Consider the following 14,302-nt stretch of genomic DNA (forward strand, 5'->3'; position numbering starts at 1 on the left):
GCATGGCAACTATCGCTGTACTGGGTGCTGGCAAGATCGGTGAGGCGCTGCTCTCTGGCCTTCTGCACGCCGGGCGCAAGCCGGAGGAGCTGCTGTTCACCGAACGGCATCCGGAGCGCTCCGCCGAGCTGACCGGGCGCTACGGCATCGCCGGCGTCGACGTGTCCGAGGCGGCCAAGCGTGCGGACGTGCTGATCGTCGCCGTGAAGCCACAGGACATCGAGCCCGTACTGGACGAGCTGGCCCCGCTGGTGGGCCCGGGCTCCCTGGTGGTGTCGCTGTGCGCGGGCCTGCCGACGGCGCTGTACGAGCGCAGGCTTCCGGAGGGCACGCCGGTCGTCCGCGTCATGCCGAACACCCCGATGCTCGTGAACGAGGCGATGAGTGCCGTCTCGCCGGGCCGCCACGCCACCCCCGAGCACATCCGCGTGGTGGAGGAGCTGCTCTCCAGCGTCGGCAAGGTGCTGGAGGTGCCGGAGTCGCAGCAGGACGCCGTCACCGCGCTGTCCGGCTCGGGCCCCGCGTACTTCTTCTTCCTGGTCGAGGCCATGATCGACGCCGGGATACTGCTCGGGCTCCCTCGCGCGGTCGCCGAGCAGCTCATCGTCCAGTCGGCGGTCGGCGCCGCGAAGATGCTCGCCGAGAGCGCCGAGCACCCGGTGATCCTGCGCGAGGCGGTCACCTCGCCGGCCGGCACCACGATCAACGCGATCAGGGAGCTGGAGAAGCACGGTGTCAGGGCCGCGCTGCTCGCCGCTATCGAGGCCGCCCGCGACCGTTCGGTTGAACTCGGTAAGGCGCACGAGGAGGACTGACCGGCCTTCGACGTGCCGTTCGTCACGATGCGTGCTCGCGACCACGGTACGTATTGCCCTCGACAGCCGTCGCATTGGTCCCACGTGTCCCGCTACCCTCGGTGGTAGCACGTGCGTGTCGATACCGTTCGGTGGGGAAGCCGAGCGGCGCGACACGTGTAAAAGGACACGGTGAATGACCTATGCCGCCGAACAGGAAAGACGACGTGCCGGGCCCCCGGCAGGTCCAGTTCTTGACGGTCGCCGAGGTGGCGACGCTGATGCGGGTCTCCAAGATGACCGTCTACCGGCTCGTTCACTCGGGTGAGCTGCCCGCCGTCAGGGTGGGCAAGTCCTTCCGGGTGCCCGAGAAGGCCGTCCACGACTACCTCGACAACGCCTACTTCGACGTCGGTTAGCGGTAGCCGGAGACGAGCGCGGAAGAAGCCCCAGGTAACCTGATAGGCCGTTCGTGTGCTTGCCCCACGCGATTTTCACGACCGAACGTTCCGAACGTTAAGGAGCACCTGTGGGCTCGGTGATCAAGAAGCGCCGCAAGCGTATGTCCAAGAAGAAGCACCGCAAGCTGCTTCGCCGCACGCGGGTGCAGCGTCGCAAGCAGGGCAAGTAAACGCGCCTGGGCACAACTGCTTCACGCAGTCGGGTGAGCCCTGGTGGCCGGTAGGCGTAACCCCGGTTAATAGCATGTAAGAGGCGGTTCCGTAGCTCCCTGCGCGGAGTAACATCCGGAATCGCCTCGCCTCTTCGCAAACCGTCGCCTTCCGCCAGGGGGTCTGATGCCGCCCAACATCGTCCTCGTCACCGGGGTCGCCGGCGAGCTGGGCGGAAGGCTCCTGGCCAGGTTGGGCAACAACCCGGAGCTGGAACGGGTGATCGGCGTCGACACGTCGGCGCCGCACCCGGACATCCTCCGCCGGATCGGCAACGCGGAGTTCGTCCGCGCCGACATCCGCAACCCACTCATCGCGAAGATCATCAGCTCCGCGAAGGTCGACACGGTGGTGCACGCCTCGACGACGTGCCATCCCGCGGGTCCCGGCAGGCGGATGGCGATCAAGGAAGTGAACGTCATCGGCACCATGCGGCTGCTCGCCGCGTGCCAGCGTTCACCGCTCGTGCGCAAGCTCGTCGTCAAGTCCACCGCGGCCGTCTACGGCGCGAGCTCACGCTCGCCCGCGGTGTTCACCGAGAACTCCGAGCTCATCCCGGCCTCGTCCAACGGCTATGCCAAGGACGCCGTCGAGATGGAGGGCTACGTGCGCGGCCTGTCGCGCCGCCGCCCGGACATCACCGTGACGATGGGCCGGTTCGTCAACATCATCGGGCCCGAGGTCGACACCGTGCTCTCGCGCTACTTCGCGCTGCCGGTGGTGCCCACGGTCCTCGGCTACGACGCTCGCCTGCAACTGCTGCACTCCACCGATGCGCTGAACGTGCTGGAGTGCGCGACGTTGCAGGACAAGCCCGGTGTCTTCAACGTCGCCGCCGACGGCGTCATGACGCTCTCGCAGGCGATCCGCAGGGCGGGCCGGGTCGAGCTGCCCATGCCGCGCCAGGTGATGCCGTCGGTCAGCAGGCTGCTGCGGGGCGCCCGCGTGGTCGACTTCTCCTCCGACCAGGTGCGGCTGCTCAACTTCGGCCGGGTCGTGGACAACACGAGACTCAAGGACGAATTCGGGTACACCCCCCGGTGGAGCACCCGCGAGGCCTACGACGACTACATCCTCGGCCGGGGACTGCGGCCGGTGGTTGACGGTGACCGTCTCGCGGAGCTGGCCACCACGGTCGACGGTTGGAGGGTGAAGCAGTGACAACCGGCTCTTCGGCGCAGGTCATCCCACTGCACCGGAGCAGAGACGACGAGGCGCAGCCGGCCGCCCCCAGGGAGCACGACGCCCCCGTCGTGGCGTTTCCCGGTGCCACCGCGGACACGGAGCAGCAGGAACAGGGCGACCCGCTGGCGCGGTTCCTGACGTTCCTGCGGCACCGGCTCACCGGTGACTACACCGTGGACGAGTTCGGCTTCGACCCCGAGCTCACCGACACGCTCGTGCTGCCGCCGCTGCGTGTGCTGTACGAGAAGTGGTTCCGGGTGAGCACTCACGGCGTGGCCAACCTGCCCGCCGAGGGCGGCGCGCTGCTCGTGGCCAACCACTCCGGCGTGCTGCCGATCGACTCGGTGATGACCGCGTTCGCCGTCCACGAGCAGCGCGCGCGGCACCTGCGCATGCTGGGCGCCGACCTGGTGTTCAAGACGCCGCTGCTGGGCACGCTCGCCCGCAGGTCGGGGCAGACGCTCGCGTGTGGTCCCGACGCGGAGCGGCTGCTGCGCGCGGGCGAGCTCGTCGGCGTGTGGCCGGAGGGTTTCAAGGGCGTCGGCAAGCCGTTCTCGGAGCGGTACAAGCTGCAGCGGTTCGGTCGCGGCGGGTTCGTGTCGGCGGCGCTGCGCACGGGTGTGCCGATCATCCCGGTGTCGATCGTGGGCGCCGAGGAGATCTACCCGAAGCTCGCCGACCTGAAGCCGCTGGCCCGCCTGCTCGGGCTGCCGTACTTCCCGGTGACGCCGTTCTTCCCGCTGCTCGGCCCGCTCGGCGCGATCCCGCTGCCGACGAAGTGGCACATCGAGTTCGGCGAGCCGATCCCCACGGACGGCTTCGCGGCGGAGGCGGAGGAAGACCCGCTGCTGATCTTCAACCTCAACGACCAGGTCCGCGAGGCCATCCAGCAGATGCTGTACCGCCGCCTCTCCCAGCGCCGCAGCATCTTCCGCGACTGAGCCTTCCCCTACCGGCCCCCAAGGCCACCTTTGTTGCGTTCAACGCAACAAAGGTGGCCTTGGGGGCCGTTGGCGTTACTCCGGTCAGGCGGCTCGGCGGCGGTAGGCGATGCCCGCGGCGACGGCTCCGGCGACCGCGCCTGCGCCGAGCACGGAGGGCACGCCGATCTTCGCGGCCTTGCGCCCGGTGCGGAAGTCGCGGATCTCCCAGCCCCGGCTCCGCGCCGTCTCGCGCAGTCCCGAGTCGGGGTTGACGGCCACGGCGGTGCCGACGACCGAGAGCATCGGCACGTCGTTCTGCGAGTCCGAGTACGCCGTGCAGCGGCGCAGGTTCAGCCCCTCGCGGGCGGCCAGCGCGCGCACGGCGTGCGCCTTCGCCCTGCCGTGCAGCAGATCCCCGACGAGCCGTCCGGTGTACACGCCGTCGACGCTCTCCGCGACCGTGCCCAGCGCGCCGGTGAGCCCCAGGCGCCGCGCGATGATGGCCGCCAGCTCGACGGGTGTCGCCGTCACGAGCCACACGCGCTGACCCGCGTCGAGGTGCATCTGGGCGAGTGCACGCGTGCCGGACCAGATCTTGTCGGCCATCAGCTCGTCGTAGATCTCCTCGCCGACGGCCACCATCTCGTCGACGGTCCGTCCCGCCACAAAGGACAGTGCCTGCTCGCGGCTGGACTGCATGCCCTGCTTATCCTCGCGCCCACCGACGCGGAACTTCACCTGCTGCCACGCGAACCCGGCGAGGTCGGAGGTGGTGAAGTACTTGCGCGCGGCGAGTCCCCGCGCGAAGTGGAAGATCGACGCGCCCATCATCATCGTGTTGTCCACGTCGAAGAACGCCGCCGCGGTGAGGTCGGGCGGAGCGGGTGGTGGAGCGGGTCCGCCGCCCTCGGGCGCCGGGACCTCGAGGGTCGCCACCTGCGCGGCTTCCATGGCCACGGCAGCGTCGGCCGAGGCTTCGCCTGCCAGTGCGGCGAGCCGCTCGCGTTCGTGCCCCTTACCGCGGGCCCGCCACAGTGCCACGCACACCGCCTCCACGTTCGAGTTGCACTCCGGTGCTGTGCACAGAGTAGCGAGGATACAACTGACGACGGAGCGCTATCCGATGCTCACCCCCGGCAGCCCCGGCAACAGCGGCGGGATGGACACGACCGGGGCGGGCGGCGGCGACGAGTCCGGCAGCCGCGGCCCCGTCGGCGCCGGGATGGGCGCGGGAACGGCGGTCTCGCTCGGTGTGGGCGCCGGTGTCGGCGGTGGAGGTGTCGGTGACGGCGTGAGTACGGGCTCGGGCGTTGAGGTGCCCGCGCTCGTCAGCGGCTGGACCGCCGGTGGCTCGGGTGGCTCGTAGGCGGGCGGCGGGATGGTGCCCGGTCGCCGGTACTCCCCGGCGCGCAGGCTCTCCGGGAGGCCACACGTCCCGGTGGCGGGCAGCGCGCCCAGCTCGTCGAACTCGCCCGAGGTGATCTGGTAGCAACCCATCCGGTCGCTCAGCGCGGTGACGCGCTGCCGGACCCTGGCCAGCAGCTCCACCGGCTCGGTGGCGTCGGTGGCATTCGCCGGGAGCACCCGGTGCAGTGCCGCGAGCCTGCTCGACTGCCGCTCCGCCCAGTCGCCGAGCGGCTCCAGCTGCCGCCCGTCCGAACTGGTCGCGAGCGCGGTGAGCTGGAGGACGCCGGCCCGCGTGTCTCCGGTGAAGTCGGCCATGCCGGTCGCGTAAGCGTGCTCGTCGAACCGCCCCCGCTCGACGAGCACGGTCAGCTCGTCGATACGGCGCGCGGCGTACTCCAGGTGCGTGAGCGCCCTGGCCTCGTCGTCGAACGTCAGCTCCAGCACGGCCGTCTCGCGCAGGCGCTTCAGGTCGTAGAGCGGCTCGCCGGGCAATGCGTCGTCGGCGAGCAGCAGCCCGAGCCCCGACAGCGCGAAGAGCAGCGCCATCGCGGCAGCGACCACGGGAACGGTGCGGGGACGGCGGCGTGGCGGCCGCTGCCGCGCGTCCTCGATGCGGCCCGCGATGCGCGTGCGGGCCTCGTCGTCCGGCGCGGTGTCGGCGCCGAGCCTGCGCAGCGCGGCGACCACAGCCAGCTCGTCGCTGAACTCGGGCCCGTGCCCGTGCTCGACCGCGCGAGCGAAGCGCTCGTGTTCCCCGCGCCCCTGGCGCGGCCACGGAGGCCTCCACATGTCGCGCGCCTCCCGGCCTGCTCCGCCGAATCCTTCGCACTGGCAACGATCGGCGGGGTGACCGGTTACGCGGAATCAGCGCAGACCGGTGGGCAGAAGTTTCGCGAGCCTGCGCACGGCGCGGTGCTGGAGTGCCTTCACGGCGCCCTCGTTGCGCTGCATGATCTGCGCGGTCTCGGACACCGAGAAGCCCTGGATGAACCGAAGGATGATGCATTCCCGCTGGTCGTCGCCCAGCCCGGCGATGCAGCGCAGCAGCTCGTCGTTGGTGGTCTTGCTGATCACCTGCTGCTCGGGGCCCGGCGAGTGCTGCGCGGAGGCGCCGAAGGTCTGGGTGCCGGATTCGGTCACCTCGTCGGTGACGATCTCCAGGCGGAACCGGCTCGACTTCACGTGGTCGAGCACCAGGTTGCGGGCGATCGTGGTGAACCACGCACCGACGTCGCGGCCCTGGTACGAGATCGACGTGATCCGGCGCAACGCGCGCAGGAAGGTCTCGCTCGTGACGTCCTCCGCGAGGTGGCGGTCGCCGACCCGCAGCAGCACGTACCGGTACACCCAGTCGACGTAGCGGTCGTAGAGCTTGCCGAACGCCGCGGTGTCGCCGCGCTGGGCCGCGCGCACCAGATCCCAGTTCTCGTCGACGCTCGCGTCGCTCTCCACCGCGCGGAGCCTCGCAGGCGCTGGACCTGCCGCAACAGCGATCGGCATGCTCATCGTGTTGCACCTCCTCCGGGCCCGTTCCCGGACTCCGCGTGATCATCGCCACTACGTCGCCTGACGGAGCATACGCGTTGTTACCGCGAAGTAGGTAGTGGTGTCTCGATTGCGAAAAGGAGACGAGGTCAAAACCACCTTGTGACGTCGCACTCGGCTGGCACACTGGCCGGTGATCGAAAGGGGCTGGTTGTGGCTGCTGGGGCAGGCAGTGTCGCCGAAGTCGCCAACGTCGCGGACCTCGTCGCCGCCAACGCGCGCGAGCGGCCCGGAGCGACCGCGCTCGTCGACACCGTGGCCGAGACCACACTGACCTGGGCGGAACTCGACGCCGCCGTCGACACGCAGGCCCGCCGCCTGCTCGGAGCCGGGCTGGGCCGCGGCGACCGCGTGGCACTGCGGCTGCCGACCTCCTCGGCGTTCGCGGTGGCCTTCTTCGCGGTGACCAGGGCTGGCGGGATCGCCGTGCCGCTGTCGCCGCAGGCGCCGGAGGGCGAGTGGCGGCCCGTGCTCGCCGACAGTGGCGCGCGGCTGCTCGTCGGCGCCGACCCGGGCGAACCGGACGTGCCCGTGCTGGAACCCGTGATCGACACCTCCGCGGGCGAGCCCGTCGAGGCGACCGGGGCGGGCGAGGACGTCGCCGCGCTGTTCTACACCTCGGGCACCACCGGACCCCCGCGCGGCGTGATGCTGTCGCACCGCGCGCTGCTGGCCAACGTCGCCCAGCTCGGGCAGCTGAGCCCGCCCGTGGCCGACCCCGGCGACCGGGTGTTCGTGGCCATCCCGCTGCACCACATCTACGGGCTCGGGCCGGGCCTGCTCAACGCCGTCGCCGCCGGGGCCACCGCGGTGCTCGCGCAGCGGTTCGACGCGCGGAAGGCGCTCGCCGCGTGCGCCGACCACCGCGTGACCGTGATCGTCGGGGTGCCCGCGATGTACGCCGAGCTGGCCGTGCTGCCCGCCGACGAGGTCGGCGAAGCGCTGTCGACGGTCCGCCTGCTCGTGTCGGGTGCCGCACCGCTGCACCCGAAGGTGCTCGCCGCCATCCGGGGCGCCACGGGGCTGGCCGTGTTCGAGGGTTACGGGCTCACCGAGGCCGCGCCCGTGGTGACGTCCACGCTGGTCACCGGCTACGCCAAGCCGGGGTCGGTCGGCCGCCCGCTGCCCGGCGTCGAGCTGCGGCTCGTCGAGAGCGACGGCACGCCGGGCCCGGTGCCGCTCGACCCCGCGGATCCGTCCGACGCGTTCGCCGACGACACCGGCGGCACCGGACTGGTCGCCGTGCGCGGGCGGAACCTGTTCAGCGGGTACTGGCCCGACGGCGCACACGGGCCGGACGAGGACGGCTGGTTCCGCACGGGCGATGTCGGTTACGTCGACGTCGACGGCGACCTGCACCTGGTCGACCGCGCCAACGACCTGATCATCGTCAACGGCTTCAACGTGTTCCCGCACGAGGTGGAGGACGTGATCGGCGCACTGCCCGAGGTCGCCGAGGTCGCGGTGGTCGGGGTGCTGGACGAGCGCAGTGGCGAGGCGGTGAAGGCCGTGGTCGTGCCGAAGCCGGGTGTGGCGCTGTCCGAACAGCAGGTGGTGGACGCCTGCGCGGCCACGCTCGCGGCGTACAAGGTGCCGCGCACCGTCGAGTTCGCCGAGGCGCTGCCGCATTCGTCGGTCGGCAAGCTGCGCCGCTTCCGGTTGCGGGGATGATGGAGCCATGCATCGGGTGACCGTGATGACGAGGGTCGGCTGCCACGCGTGCGAGCACGCGGAGGAGGACGTGGCGCGGATCTGCGGTGAGCTCGGCGTCGAGTGGACCACCGCCGACGTCGACTCCGACCCCGAGTGGCGGGCCGAGTACGGCGACCGCGTTCCGGTGATCCTCGTGGACGACGAGGAGCACGGGTACTGGAAGGTCGAGGAAGACCGCCTGCGGGCCGCGTTGCGGTCGTAAGCCACTCGTAAGCGCCGCGCAGCAGTCCGGAAGCCGTTCGGCGCCGAATATGGGGACATGAGCGATCTCGCCGTCTCCGAACGCACCGACACGCGCCTGCGGGCGACCCACGCCGTGCTCTGCGGCCTGCTCGGGCTCGCCTCGGCGCTGGCCGCGGGGCATCTCGTGGCGGCCTTCGTCGGCCGGAACGCCTCGCCGTACCTAGCGGTCGGCAACTCGGCGATCGACCTCACGCCCACCTGGCTGAAGGACTGGGCGGTGCGCACCTTCGGCACCGCGGACAAGCTCGTGCTGCTCAGCGGCATGGCCGTGGTGCTCGTGGCGGTGGCCGCCGGTGCGGGGCTGCTGTCGCGCCGGAGCCCGCTGGTGGGGACCGTGGTCATCGGGGTGTTCGGCGTCCTCGGCGGCCTCGCGGTGTTCACCCGACCCGACCTCGGGCAGCTGGCGCTGGCCGCTCCCGCGGCGAGCCTGCTCGCGGGCCTGTGGGCGTTCCGCTGGCTGCACGCGCGGGCGCTGCGGGCGGCCGGGGCCGGGGACATCGGCTCGCCCGAGCGGCGGCGGTTCCTGCTCGGCGCGGGCGCGATCGCGGCCGGGGCAGGCGTGGCCGGGCTCGCCGGTCAGCTGCTCGGCTCCAGCCGCAGCGCGGACAGCTCACGCGCGGCGGTGGGCGAGCTCGAACCGGCCCGGCGCGTGCCGCCGGTTCCCGCCGACGCCGACTTCGCCAAGCTCGGCACGCCGTCGTTCCTCACGCCGAACGAGAACTTCTACCGCATCGACACCGCGCTGATCGTGCCGCAGGTCCGCGCTGAGGACTGGAGCCTGCGCATCCACGGCATGGTGGAGCGGGAGCTGACGTTCACCTTCGACGACATCCGCGACCGCCGACTGGTGGAGCGCACGATCACGCTGTGCTGTGTGTCCAATGAGGTCGGTGGGTCGCTGATCTCCACCGCGAACTTCGTCGGTGTCGACCTGGGGGAGTTGTTGCGTGAGGCCGGAATCCGGCGTGGCGCGCAGCAGCTGTACTCCACGAGCACTGACGGCTGGACGTGCGGCACACCGCTGGACGTGGTGCTCGAACCCGGCAGGGGCGCGCTGCTCGCCATCGGCATGAACGGCGAACCGCTACCGGTCGAACACGGCTTCCCCGCCCGCATGGTGGTTCCCGGGCTCTACGGGTACGTGTCGGGCACCAAGTGGGTCACCGACCTGGAGGTGACCACGTGGGAGGCGCGGCAGGCGTACTGGCTCGAGCGCGGCTGGGCGCGGGAGGCTCCCGTGAAGACGCAGTCGCGCATCGACTCGCCCAAGGGCTTCGCGACGTTGTCGCCCGGCCGTGTCGTGGTCGCCGGGATCGCGTGGGCACAGCACACGGGCATCGAGAAGGTCGAGGTGCGCCTTGACCGTGGGCCGTGGCGGGAGGCGGAACTGTCCACAGTGGTCACCGACGACGCGTGGCGGATGTGGCAGGTCGCACTCGACGTCACCGAGCCGGGCAGTCACCAGCTCACCTGCCGCGCCACGGACAAGTCCGGGTACACGCAGACCGAGCACCGTGCACCCGTGGTGCCCGACGGCGCGACCGGCTGGCACACCGTCACATTCACCACCCGATAGCGGCAATCCCTCCGGGAACCGGCTCCGAATCACTCACAACGACAGGGACAGTCGAGAATGGAGTGATCTTCGTGAGCAACGCGCGACGCTATGCCGGTGCCGGATTCGTGTTGGCCGCCGTACTCGGGCTGGCCGCCTGTGGCAGCGGTGAGGGTTCGGAGGACAGGGCCCAGGCGGACGCGGGCGGTCAGCGGTCGGGCAGCAGTCAGCTGCCGCAGAGCAGCAGCTCGGCGATGCCGTCCGGGGAGGGTGTGACCACGGCCGACGACGTCTTCGGCCCCGCCTGTGGCCAACTGCCCCAGGGCAACGAGCCCGGCAGCCTCGACTCGATGGGCCCGCAGTCGGTCGCCACGGCGGCGAGCACCAACCCGCTGCTGACCAAGCTCGTGGCCGCCGTGAAGGCCACCGACCTCGTGGACACGCTCAACAGCCAGGAGGCCATCACGGTCTTCGCGCCCGCCGACGCGGCCTTCGACGCGCTCGGTGAGCAGAAGCTCAACGAGCTCGCGGGCAAGCCGGACGAGCTGGCGCCGATCCTGCAGTACCACGTCCTCGGCCAGCGCTATGACGCCAAGGGCCTCGAGCAGGCCGGCGAGGTGGACACCCTCAACACCGAGGGCGGTCCGGTGACGATCGAGGGCAGCGGCGAGAACCTGACCGTCAACGGCGCGAAGGTGCTGTGCGGCAACATCCCGACCAAGAACGCCACGGTGTTCGTGATCGACCAGGTGCTCACCCCAGGCGCCAACATGTGATGTGCCCCACCGGCACCAACCGCAGTGAAGGCCACCTTGCCTGCGTTCAACGCAGTGAAGGTGGCCTTCACTGCGGACGGCGAAAATGGTGACAGGGCGTCAGAAAAGGGCTTCGCGCGACGATTTCAGTGGGTTAACCAGCCGCTTTGTGCCTGCGTTCACAAATGAACTACCGTATTGCCACCAAGCGCTGCGCCGGTATCGAACACCGTCGCGCGCGCTCGGTCAAGGGTTGACTTCTCGAACTCGGCGACAGGAGAGCCAGCGTGGTGGCACAGCGGGGCCGGCGCAACGGAGCCGCCGCGCACAAGCGCACCCGAGGGGGAGCGACCCCCGACGCTGACAACGCTCCCACCGCCGAGATCCCCGCCGTCGCGGAGAACGGCGCCGACCCGGAGGTCCGCGCCAAGTCGATCCCCGAGGCGGCCGTCGCCCGCCTCGCCGTCTACCTGCGGATCCTCTCCGCGATGGCCGAGCAGGGCGCCACCACCGTCTCCAGCGAGGAGCTCTCCACCGCCGCGGGGGTCAACTCCGCCAAGCTCCGCAAGGATCTCTCCTACCTCGGCTCCTACGGCACGCGTGGCGTCGGTTACGAGGTGGCCGTCCTCGTCGGCCAGATCGAGCGCGTGCTCGGACTCACACGTCAGCACAAGGTCGCCGTCGTGGGAATCGGTAACCTCGGACATGCGTTGGCCAACTACGGTGGCTTCCCCGGAAGGGGTTTCCCGGTCGAGGCGCTCTTCGACATCGACCCGGACCTGATCGGGGTGCCGGTGGGCGGCATTCCGGTGACACACCTCGACGACATCCCGCAGGTGTGCGCCGATCGCCAGATCTCCATCGGGGTCATCGCGACGCCGCCTGCCGCGGCCCAGACGGTGTGCGACCGGCTCGTCGAGGGTGGGGTGCAGTGCATCCTGAACTTCGCTCCGGTGGTGCTGCAAGTGCCGGAACATGTCGAGGTGCGAAAGGTCGACCTGGCTGTGGAACTGCAGATCCTGTCCTTCCACGTCGCGCGGAGGGCGGACAACGAGCCGAACGGCAAGGTGGCCGAAAGCACCGTCGCGGGCAACGGGGCGGTGTTGCAGTCGTGAGCATCCTGGCGATCGGGCTGTCCCACCGGACCGCCGACCTCACCACCCTCGAGCGCGCCGCCGTGCCCGCCGCCGAACTGGGGAAGGTGCTGCACGAGCTCCAGCAGACCGACCACGTCTCCGAGGTCATGCTGCTCTCGACCTGCAACCGCATCGAGGTCTACGCCGTCGTCGAGACGTTCCACGGCGGCCTCGCCGACATCTCCGAGGTCCTCGCCCGCCAGGCCGGCATGGAGGCGCAGGAGCTCTACGACAACTTCTACGTGCACTACGCGGGCGCCGCGGTGGAGCACGTGTTCTCCGTGGCGTCCGGGCTCGACTCGATGGTGGTCGGCGAGACCCAGATCCTCGGCCAGGTCCGCTCCGCCTACGCCACGGCCCGCGAGGCCGGCACGGTCGGCCGGGTCCTGCACGAGCTGGTGCAGACGACGCTGCGCGTCGGCAAGCGCGTGCACACCGAGACGGGGCTCGACGCGCTCGGCGCGTCCGTGGTCTCCGAGGCGCTCGCCGCCGCCGGTGAGCTCGCCGGGCAGCGCGCGCTGATCGTCGGCGCCGGTTCGATGGGCGCGCTCGCCGCGTCGCAGCTGCGCAAGGCCGGCATCGGCGACGTCGCCGTGGCCAACCGCACATTCGCCAACGCCGAGCGCCTCGCCGCGTCGGTCGCCGAGCAGGGCGTGCCCGCTCGCGCCGTGCCGATGACCGGGCTCGCGGCCGCGCTGGCGCAGGCCGACGTCGTGGTGGCGTGCACCGGAGCGAAGGGTGCCGTGCTCGGTACCGAACACGTCGCGCCGCGTGCGGACGCACCCGTGGTGATCTGCGACCTCGGCCTGCCCCGCGACGTCGAGGCTGCCGTCGCCGACGTGGCCGGGGTCACCGTCGTCGACCTGGAGACCGTCCGCCGCCGGATGCACGAGTCCGGCAGCGGGACGACGGAACGGCAGACCGCGAAGGCCGCGGGCATCGTGCTCGACGAGGTGCGCGCCTACCTGGCGGGCCAGCGCAGTGCCGCCGTCACGCCCACCGTGACCGCGCTGCGCAAGCGGGCCGCCGAGGTGGTGGACGCCGAGCTGCTGCGCCTCGACAAGCGGCTGCCCGAACTCGACGCGGATGTCCGCGACGAGCTGGGCCGCACGGTCCGCCGGGTCGTGGACAAGCTCCTGCACGCGCCCACGGTGCGCGTGAAGCAACTCGCCGCTGAGACGGCGGACACCGACTACGCCAACGCGTTGCGCGAGCTGTTCGAGCTCGACCCGCAGGCGCCGAACATCGTGTCCAGCCCCTCGGCAGGCTCCAAGCACGATCAGATCGACGGTGACAAGCGTGGCTGACAGTCCCTCCCGCCGCCCGACCGCCACCCCTGGCGGAGCCGCTGCGCGGCGCAGTGTTATCCGGATCGGCACCCGCGGCAGCAAGCTCGCCGTGGCGCAGACCGGGACCATCGCGAAGAAGCTCGAGGACGCGGGCCAGCGCGTCGAGATCGTCACGGTCTCGACGCCGGGCGACCGGTCGAGCGCCCCGATCGCCGAGATCGGCGTCGGCGTGTTCACCTCCGCGTTGCGCGAGGCGCTGCTGGCCAAGCAGGTCGACGTGGCCGTGCACTCGTACAAGGACCTGCCGACCGCGCCGGAGCAGGGCATCTCGCTCGCGGCCGTGCCGCCGCGCGAGGACCCGAGGGACGCGCTGATCGCGCGGGACGGACTCACCCTGGGGGAGCTGCCGCCCGGCTCGGTCGTCGGCACCGGCTCGCCCCGCCGCATCGCGCAGCTGCGTGCGCTGGGCCTCGGCCTCGAGGTCGTGCCGATCCGCGGCAACATCGACACCAGGATCGGCAAGGTCACCTCGGGCGAGCTGGACGCCGTGGTGCTCGCCCGTGCAGGCCTGTCCAGGGTGGGCAGGCTCGATGTGATCACCGAGACGCTCGACCCGATCCAGATGCTGCCCGCCCCCGCACAGGGTGCGCTGGCTGTCGAGACCCGCGTCGACGACGTGGACACCGAACACCTGCTTCAGTCCATTGTGGACGACGAAGCGACACGGGCGGCCGTTGCCGCTGAGCGGGCCATGCTGGCCGCGCTCGAGGCCGGTTGCAGCGCGCCCGTCGGCGCACTGGCCGATGTCGTGGAGGACCTGGACGGCGATGGGGCTGTGCTCGAACGCCTCTCGCTGCGCGGGATCGCCGCCACCGGGGTCGAAGGTGACTCCGTCCAGATCCTTCGTGCCTCGGCCATCGCCGAGAAACACGAAGCGGACAAGCTCGGCCGCGACCTGGCCGCCGAGCTGCTCGACCTCGGTGCCGGGGCCCTGTCCCGCTGAGGTCCCGCTGAGTTCAACAGCACGCACGAAGAACGATTCGGCCGCTGTCGTGGTTGACGGCCGACAAGAGGAGAGACGAAGTA

At 70.9% G+C, this 14,302-nt stretch carries 15 protein-coding genes; 12 read left to right on the top strand and 3 right to left on the bottom strand.

Annotated elements, in window-relative coordinates; translation table 11 throughout:
* Window positions 1-2: 2 nt before the first annotated feature.
* The 5 genes from proC (at window position 3) to BA062_RS03990 (ending at window position 3,591) form a co-directional block, all read left to right on the top strand.
* Window positions 3-815: a pyrroline-5-carboxylate reductase gene (gene proC / locus BA062_RS03970; protein WP_110334642.1), complete on the top strand. Its 813-nt coding sequence runs from the start codon at window positions 3-5 to the stop codon at window positions 813-815.
* Window positions 816-997: 182 nt separating this feature from the next.
* Window positions 998-1,213, top strand: a complete 216-nt coding sequence (locus BA062_RS03975; RefSeq protein WP_110334643.1) for a helix-turn-helix domain-containing protein — start codon at window positions 998-1,000, stop codon at window positions 1,211-1,213.
* Window positions 1,214-1,323: 110 nt separating this feature from the next.
* The gene (locus tag BA062_RS03980; RefSeq protein WP_005453035.1) at window positions 1,324-1,425 is read left to right on the top strand and encodes a 30S ribosomal protein bS22; all 102 of its coding nucleotides are present in this window, start codon (window positions 1,324-1,326) and stop codon (window positions 1,423-1,425) included.
* 166 nt (window positions 1,426-1,591) lie between these two features.
* Window positions 1,592-2,626: an NAD-dependent epimerase/dehydratase family protein gene (locus BA062_RS03985; RefSeq protein ID WP_110334644.1), complete on the top strand. Its 1,035-nt coding sequence runs from the start codon at window positions 1,592-1,594 to the stop codon at window positions 2,624-2,626.
* Window positions 2,623-3,591: a lysophospholipid acyltransferase family protein gene (locus BA062_RS03990; protein ID WP_110334645.1), complete on the top strand. Its 969-nt coding sequence runs from the start codon at window positions 2,623-2,625 to the stop codon at window positions 3,589-3,591. The genes BA062_RS03985 and BA062_RS03990 overlap by 4 nt, the downstream gene beginning before the upstream one ends.
* 84 nt (window positions 3,592-3,675) lie before the next feature.
* On the opposite strand, the gene BA062_RS03995 is transcribed toward BA062_RS03990, so the two are convergent.
* The 3 genes from BA062_RS03995 to BA062_RS04005 form a co-directional block, all read right to left on the bottom strand.
* Window positions 3,676-4,629 (bottom strand): HAD family hydrolase, encoded by a 954-nt coding sequence (locus tag BA062_RS03995; RefSeq protein WP_110334646.1) that lies wholly within the window; start codon window positions 4,627-4,629, stop codon window positions 3,676-3,678.
* Window positions 4,630-4,689: 60 nt separating this feature from the next.
* Window positions 4,690-5,769: a DUF5667 domain-containing protein gene (locus tag BA062_RS04000; protein ID WP_110334647.1), complete on the bottom strand. Its 1,080-nt coding sequence runs from the start codon at window positions 5,767-5,769 to the stop codon at window positions 4,690-4,692.
* Between the two features lie 75 nt (window positions 5,770-5,844).
* On the bottom strand, window positions 5,845-6,486 hold the full coding sequence (locus tag BA062_RS04005) for a sigma-70 family RNA polymerase sigma factor (protein ID WP_110334648.1): 642 nt from the start codon (window positions 6,484-6,486) through the stop codon (window positions 5,845-5,847).
* Window positions 6,487-6,678: 192 nt separating this feature from the next.
* On the opposite strand from BA062_RS04005, the gene BA062_RS04010 reads away from it, so the two are divergent.
* From BA062_RS04010 to hemC, 7 genes are all read left to right on the top strand, one after another.
* Window positions 6,679-8,196: an AMP-binding protein gene (locus tag BA062_RS04010; protein WP_110334649.1), complete on the top strand. Its 1,518-nt coding sequence runs from the start codon at window positions 6,679-6,681 to the stop codon at window positions 8,194-8,196.
* A 7-nt stretch (window positions 8,197-8,203) separates the two neighbouring features.
* Complete coding sequence (locus tag BA062_RS04015) at window positions 8,204-8,440, top strand: glutaredoxin family protein (protein ID WP_110334650.1); 237 nt, start codon at window positions 8,204-8,206, stop codon at window positions 8,438-8,440.
* 57 nt (window positions 8,441-8,497) lie between these two features.
* Window positions 8,498-10,057, top strand: coding sequence for a molybdopterin-dependent oxidoreductase (locus BA062_RS04020; protein WP_110334651.1), 1,560 nt, complete (start codon window positions 8,498-8,500; stop codon window positions 10,055-10,057).
* Between the two features lie 71 nt (window positions 10,058-10,128).
* Window positions 10,129-10,812, top strand: coding sequence for a fasciclin domain-containing protein (locus BA062_RS04025; protein WP_245959665.1), 684 nt, complete (start codon window positions 10,129-10,131; stop codon window positions 10,810-10,812).
* A 266-nt stretch (window positions 10,813-11,078) separates the two neighbouring features.
* Window positions 11,079-11,906 (top strand): redox-sensing transcriptional repressor Rex, encoded by an 828-nt coding sequence (locus BA062_RS04030; protein ID WP_110334652.1) that lies wholly within the window; start codon window positions 11,079-11,081, stop codon window positions 11,904-11,906.
* Window positions 11,903-13,234 (top strand): glutamyl-tRNA reductase, encoded by a 1,332-nt coding sequence (locus BA062_RS04035; protein ID WP_110334653.1) that lies wholly within the window; start codon window positions 11,903-11,905, stop codon window positions 13,232-13,234. Before BA062_RS04030 ends, BA062_RS04035 begins: the two co-directional genes overlap by 4 nt.
* A 58-nt stretch (window positions 13,235-13,292) precedes the next feature.
* Window positions 13,293-14,219: a hydroxymethylbilane synthase gene (gene hemC, locus BA062_RS04040; protein ID WP_110335017.1), complete on the top strand. Its 927-nt coding sequence runs from the start codon at window positions 13,293-13,295 to the stop codon at window positions 14,217-14,219.
* Window positions 14,220-14,302: the final 83 nt, after the last annotated feature.

The organism is Prauserella flavalba, from assembly GCF_003202235.1.
GTDB classification, from domain to species: domain Bacteria; phylum Actinomycetota; class Actinomycetes; order Mycobacteriales; family Pseudonocardiaceae; genus Prauserella_A; species Prauserella_A flavalba.

What these genes read in the sequence shown, in the direction of transcription:
- BA062_RS04015 (WP_110334650.1), top strand. Translation starts at nt 8,204, where the DNA reads ATGCATCGGGTGACCGTGATGACGAGGGTCGGCTGCCACGCGTGCGAG.
- BA062_RS04020 (WP_110334651.1), top strand. Translation starts at nt 8,498, where the DNA reads ATGAGCGATCTCGCCGTCTCCGAACGCACCGACACGCGCCTGCGGGCG.
- BA062_RS03975 (WP_110334643.1), top strand. Translation starts at nt 998, where the DNA reads ATGCCGCCGAACAGGAAAGACGACGTGCCGGGCCCCCGGCAGGTCCAG.
- BA062_RS04005 (WP_110334648.1), bottom strand. Translation starts at nt 6,486, where the DNA reads ATGAGCATGCCGATCGCTGTTGCGGCAGGTCCAGCGCCTGCGAGGCTC.
- BA062_RS03985 (WP_110334644.1), top strand. Translation starts at nt 1,592, where the DNA reads ATGCCGCCCAACATCGTCCTCGTCACCGGGGTCGCCGGCGAGCTGGGC.
- proC (WP_110334642.1), top strand. Translation starts at nt 3, where the DNA reads ATGGCAACTATCGCTGTACTGGGTGCTGGCAAGATCGGTGAGGCGCTG.
- BA062_RS04000 (WP_110334647.1), bottom strand. Translation starts at nt 5,769, where the DNA reads ATGTGGAGGCCTCCGTGGCCGCGCCAGGGGCGCGGGGAACACGAGCGC.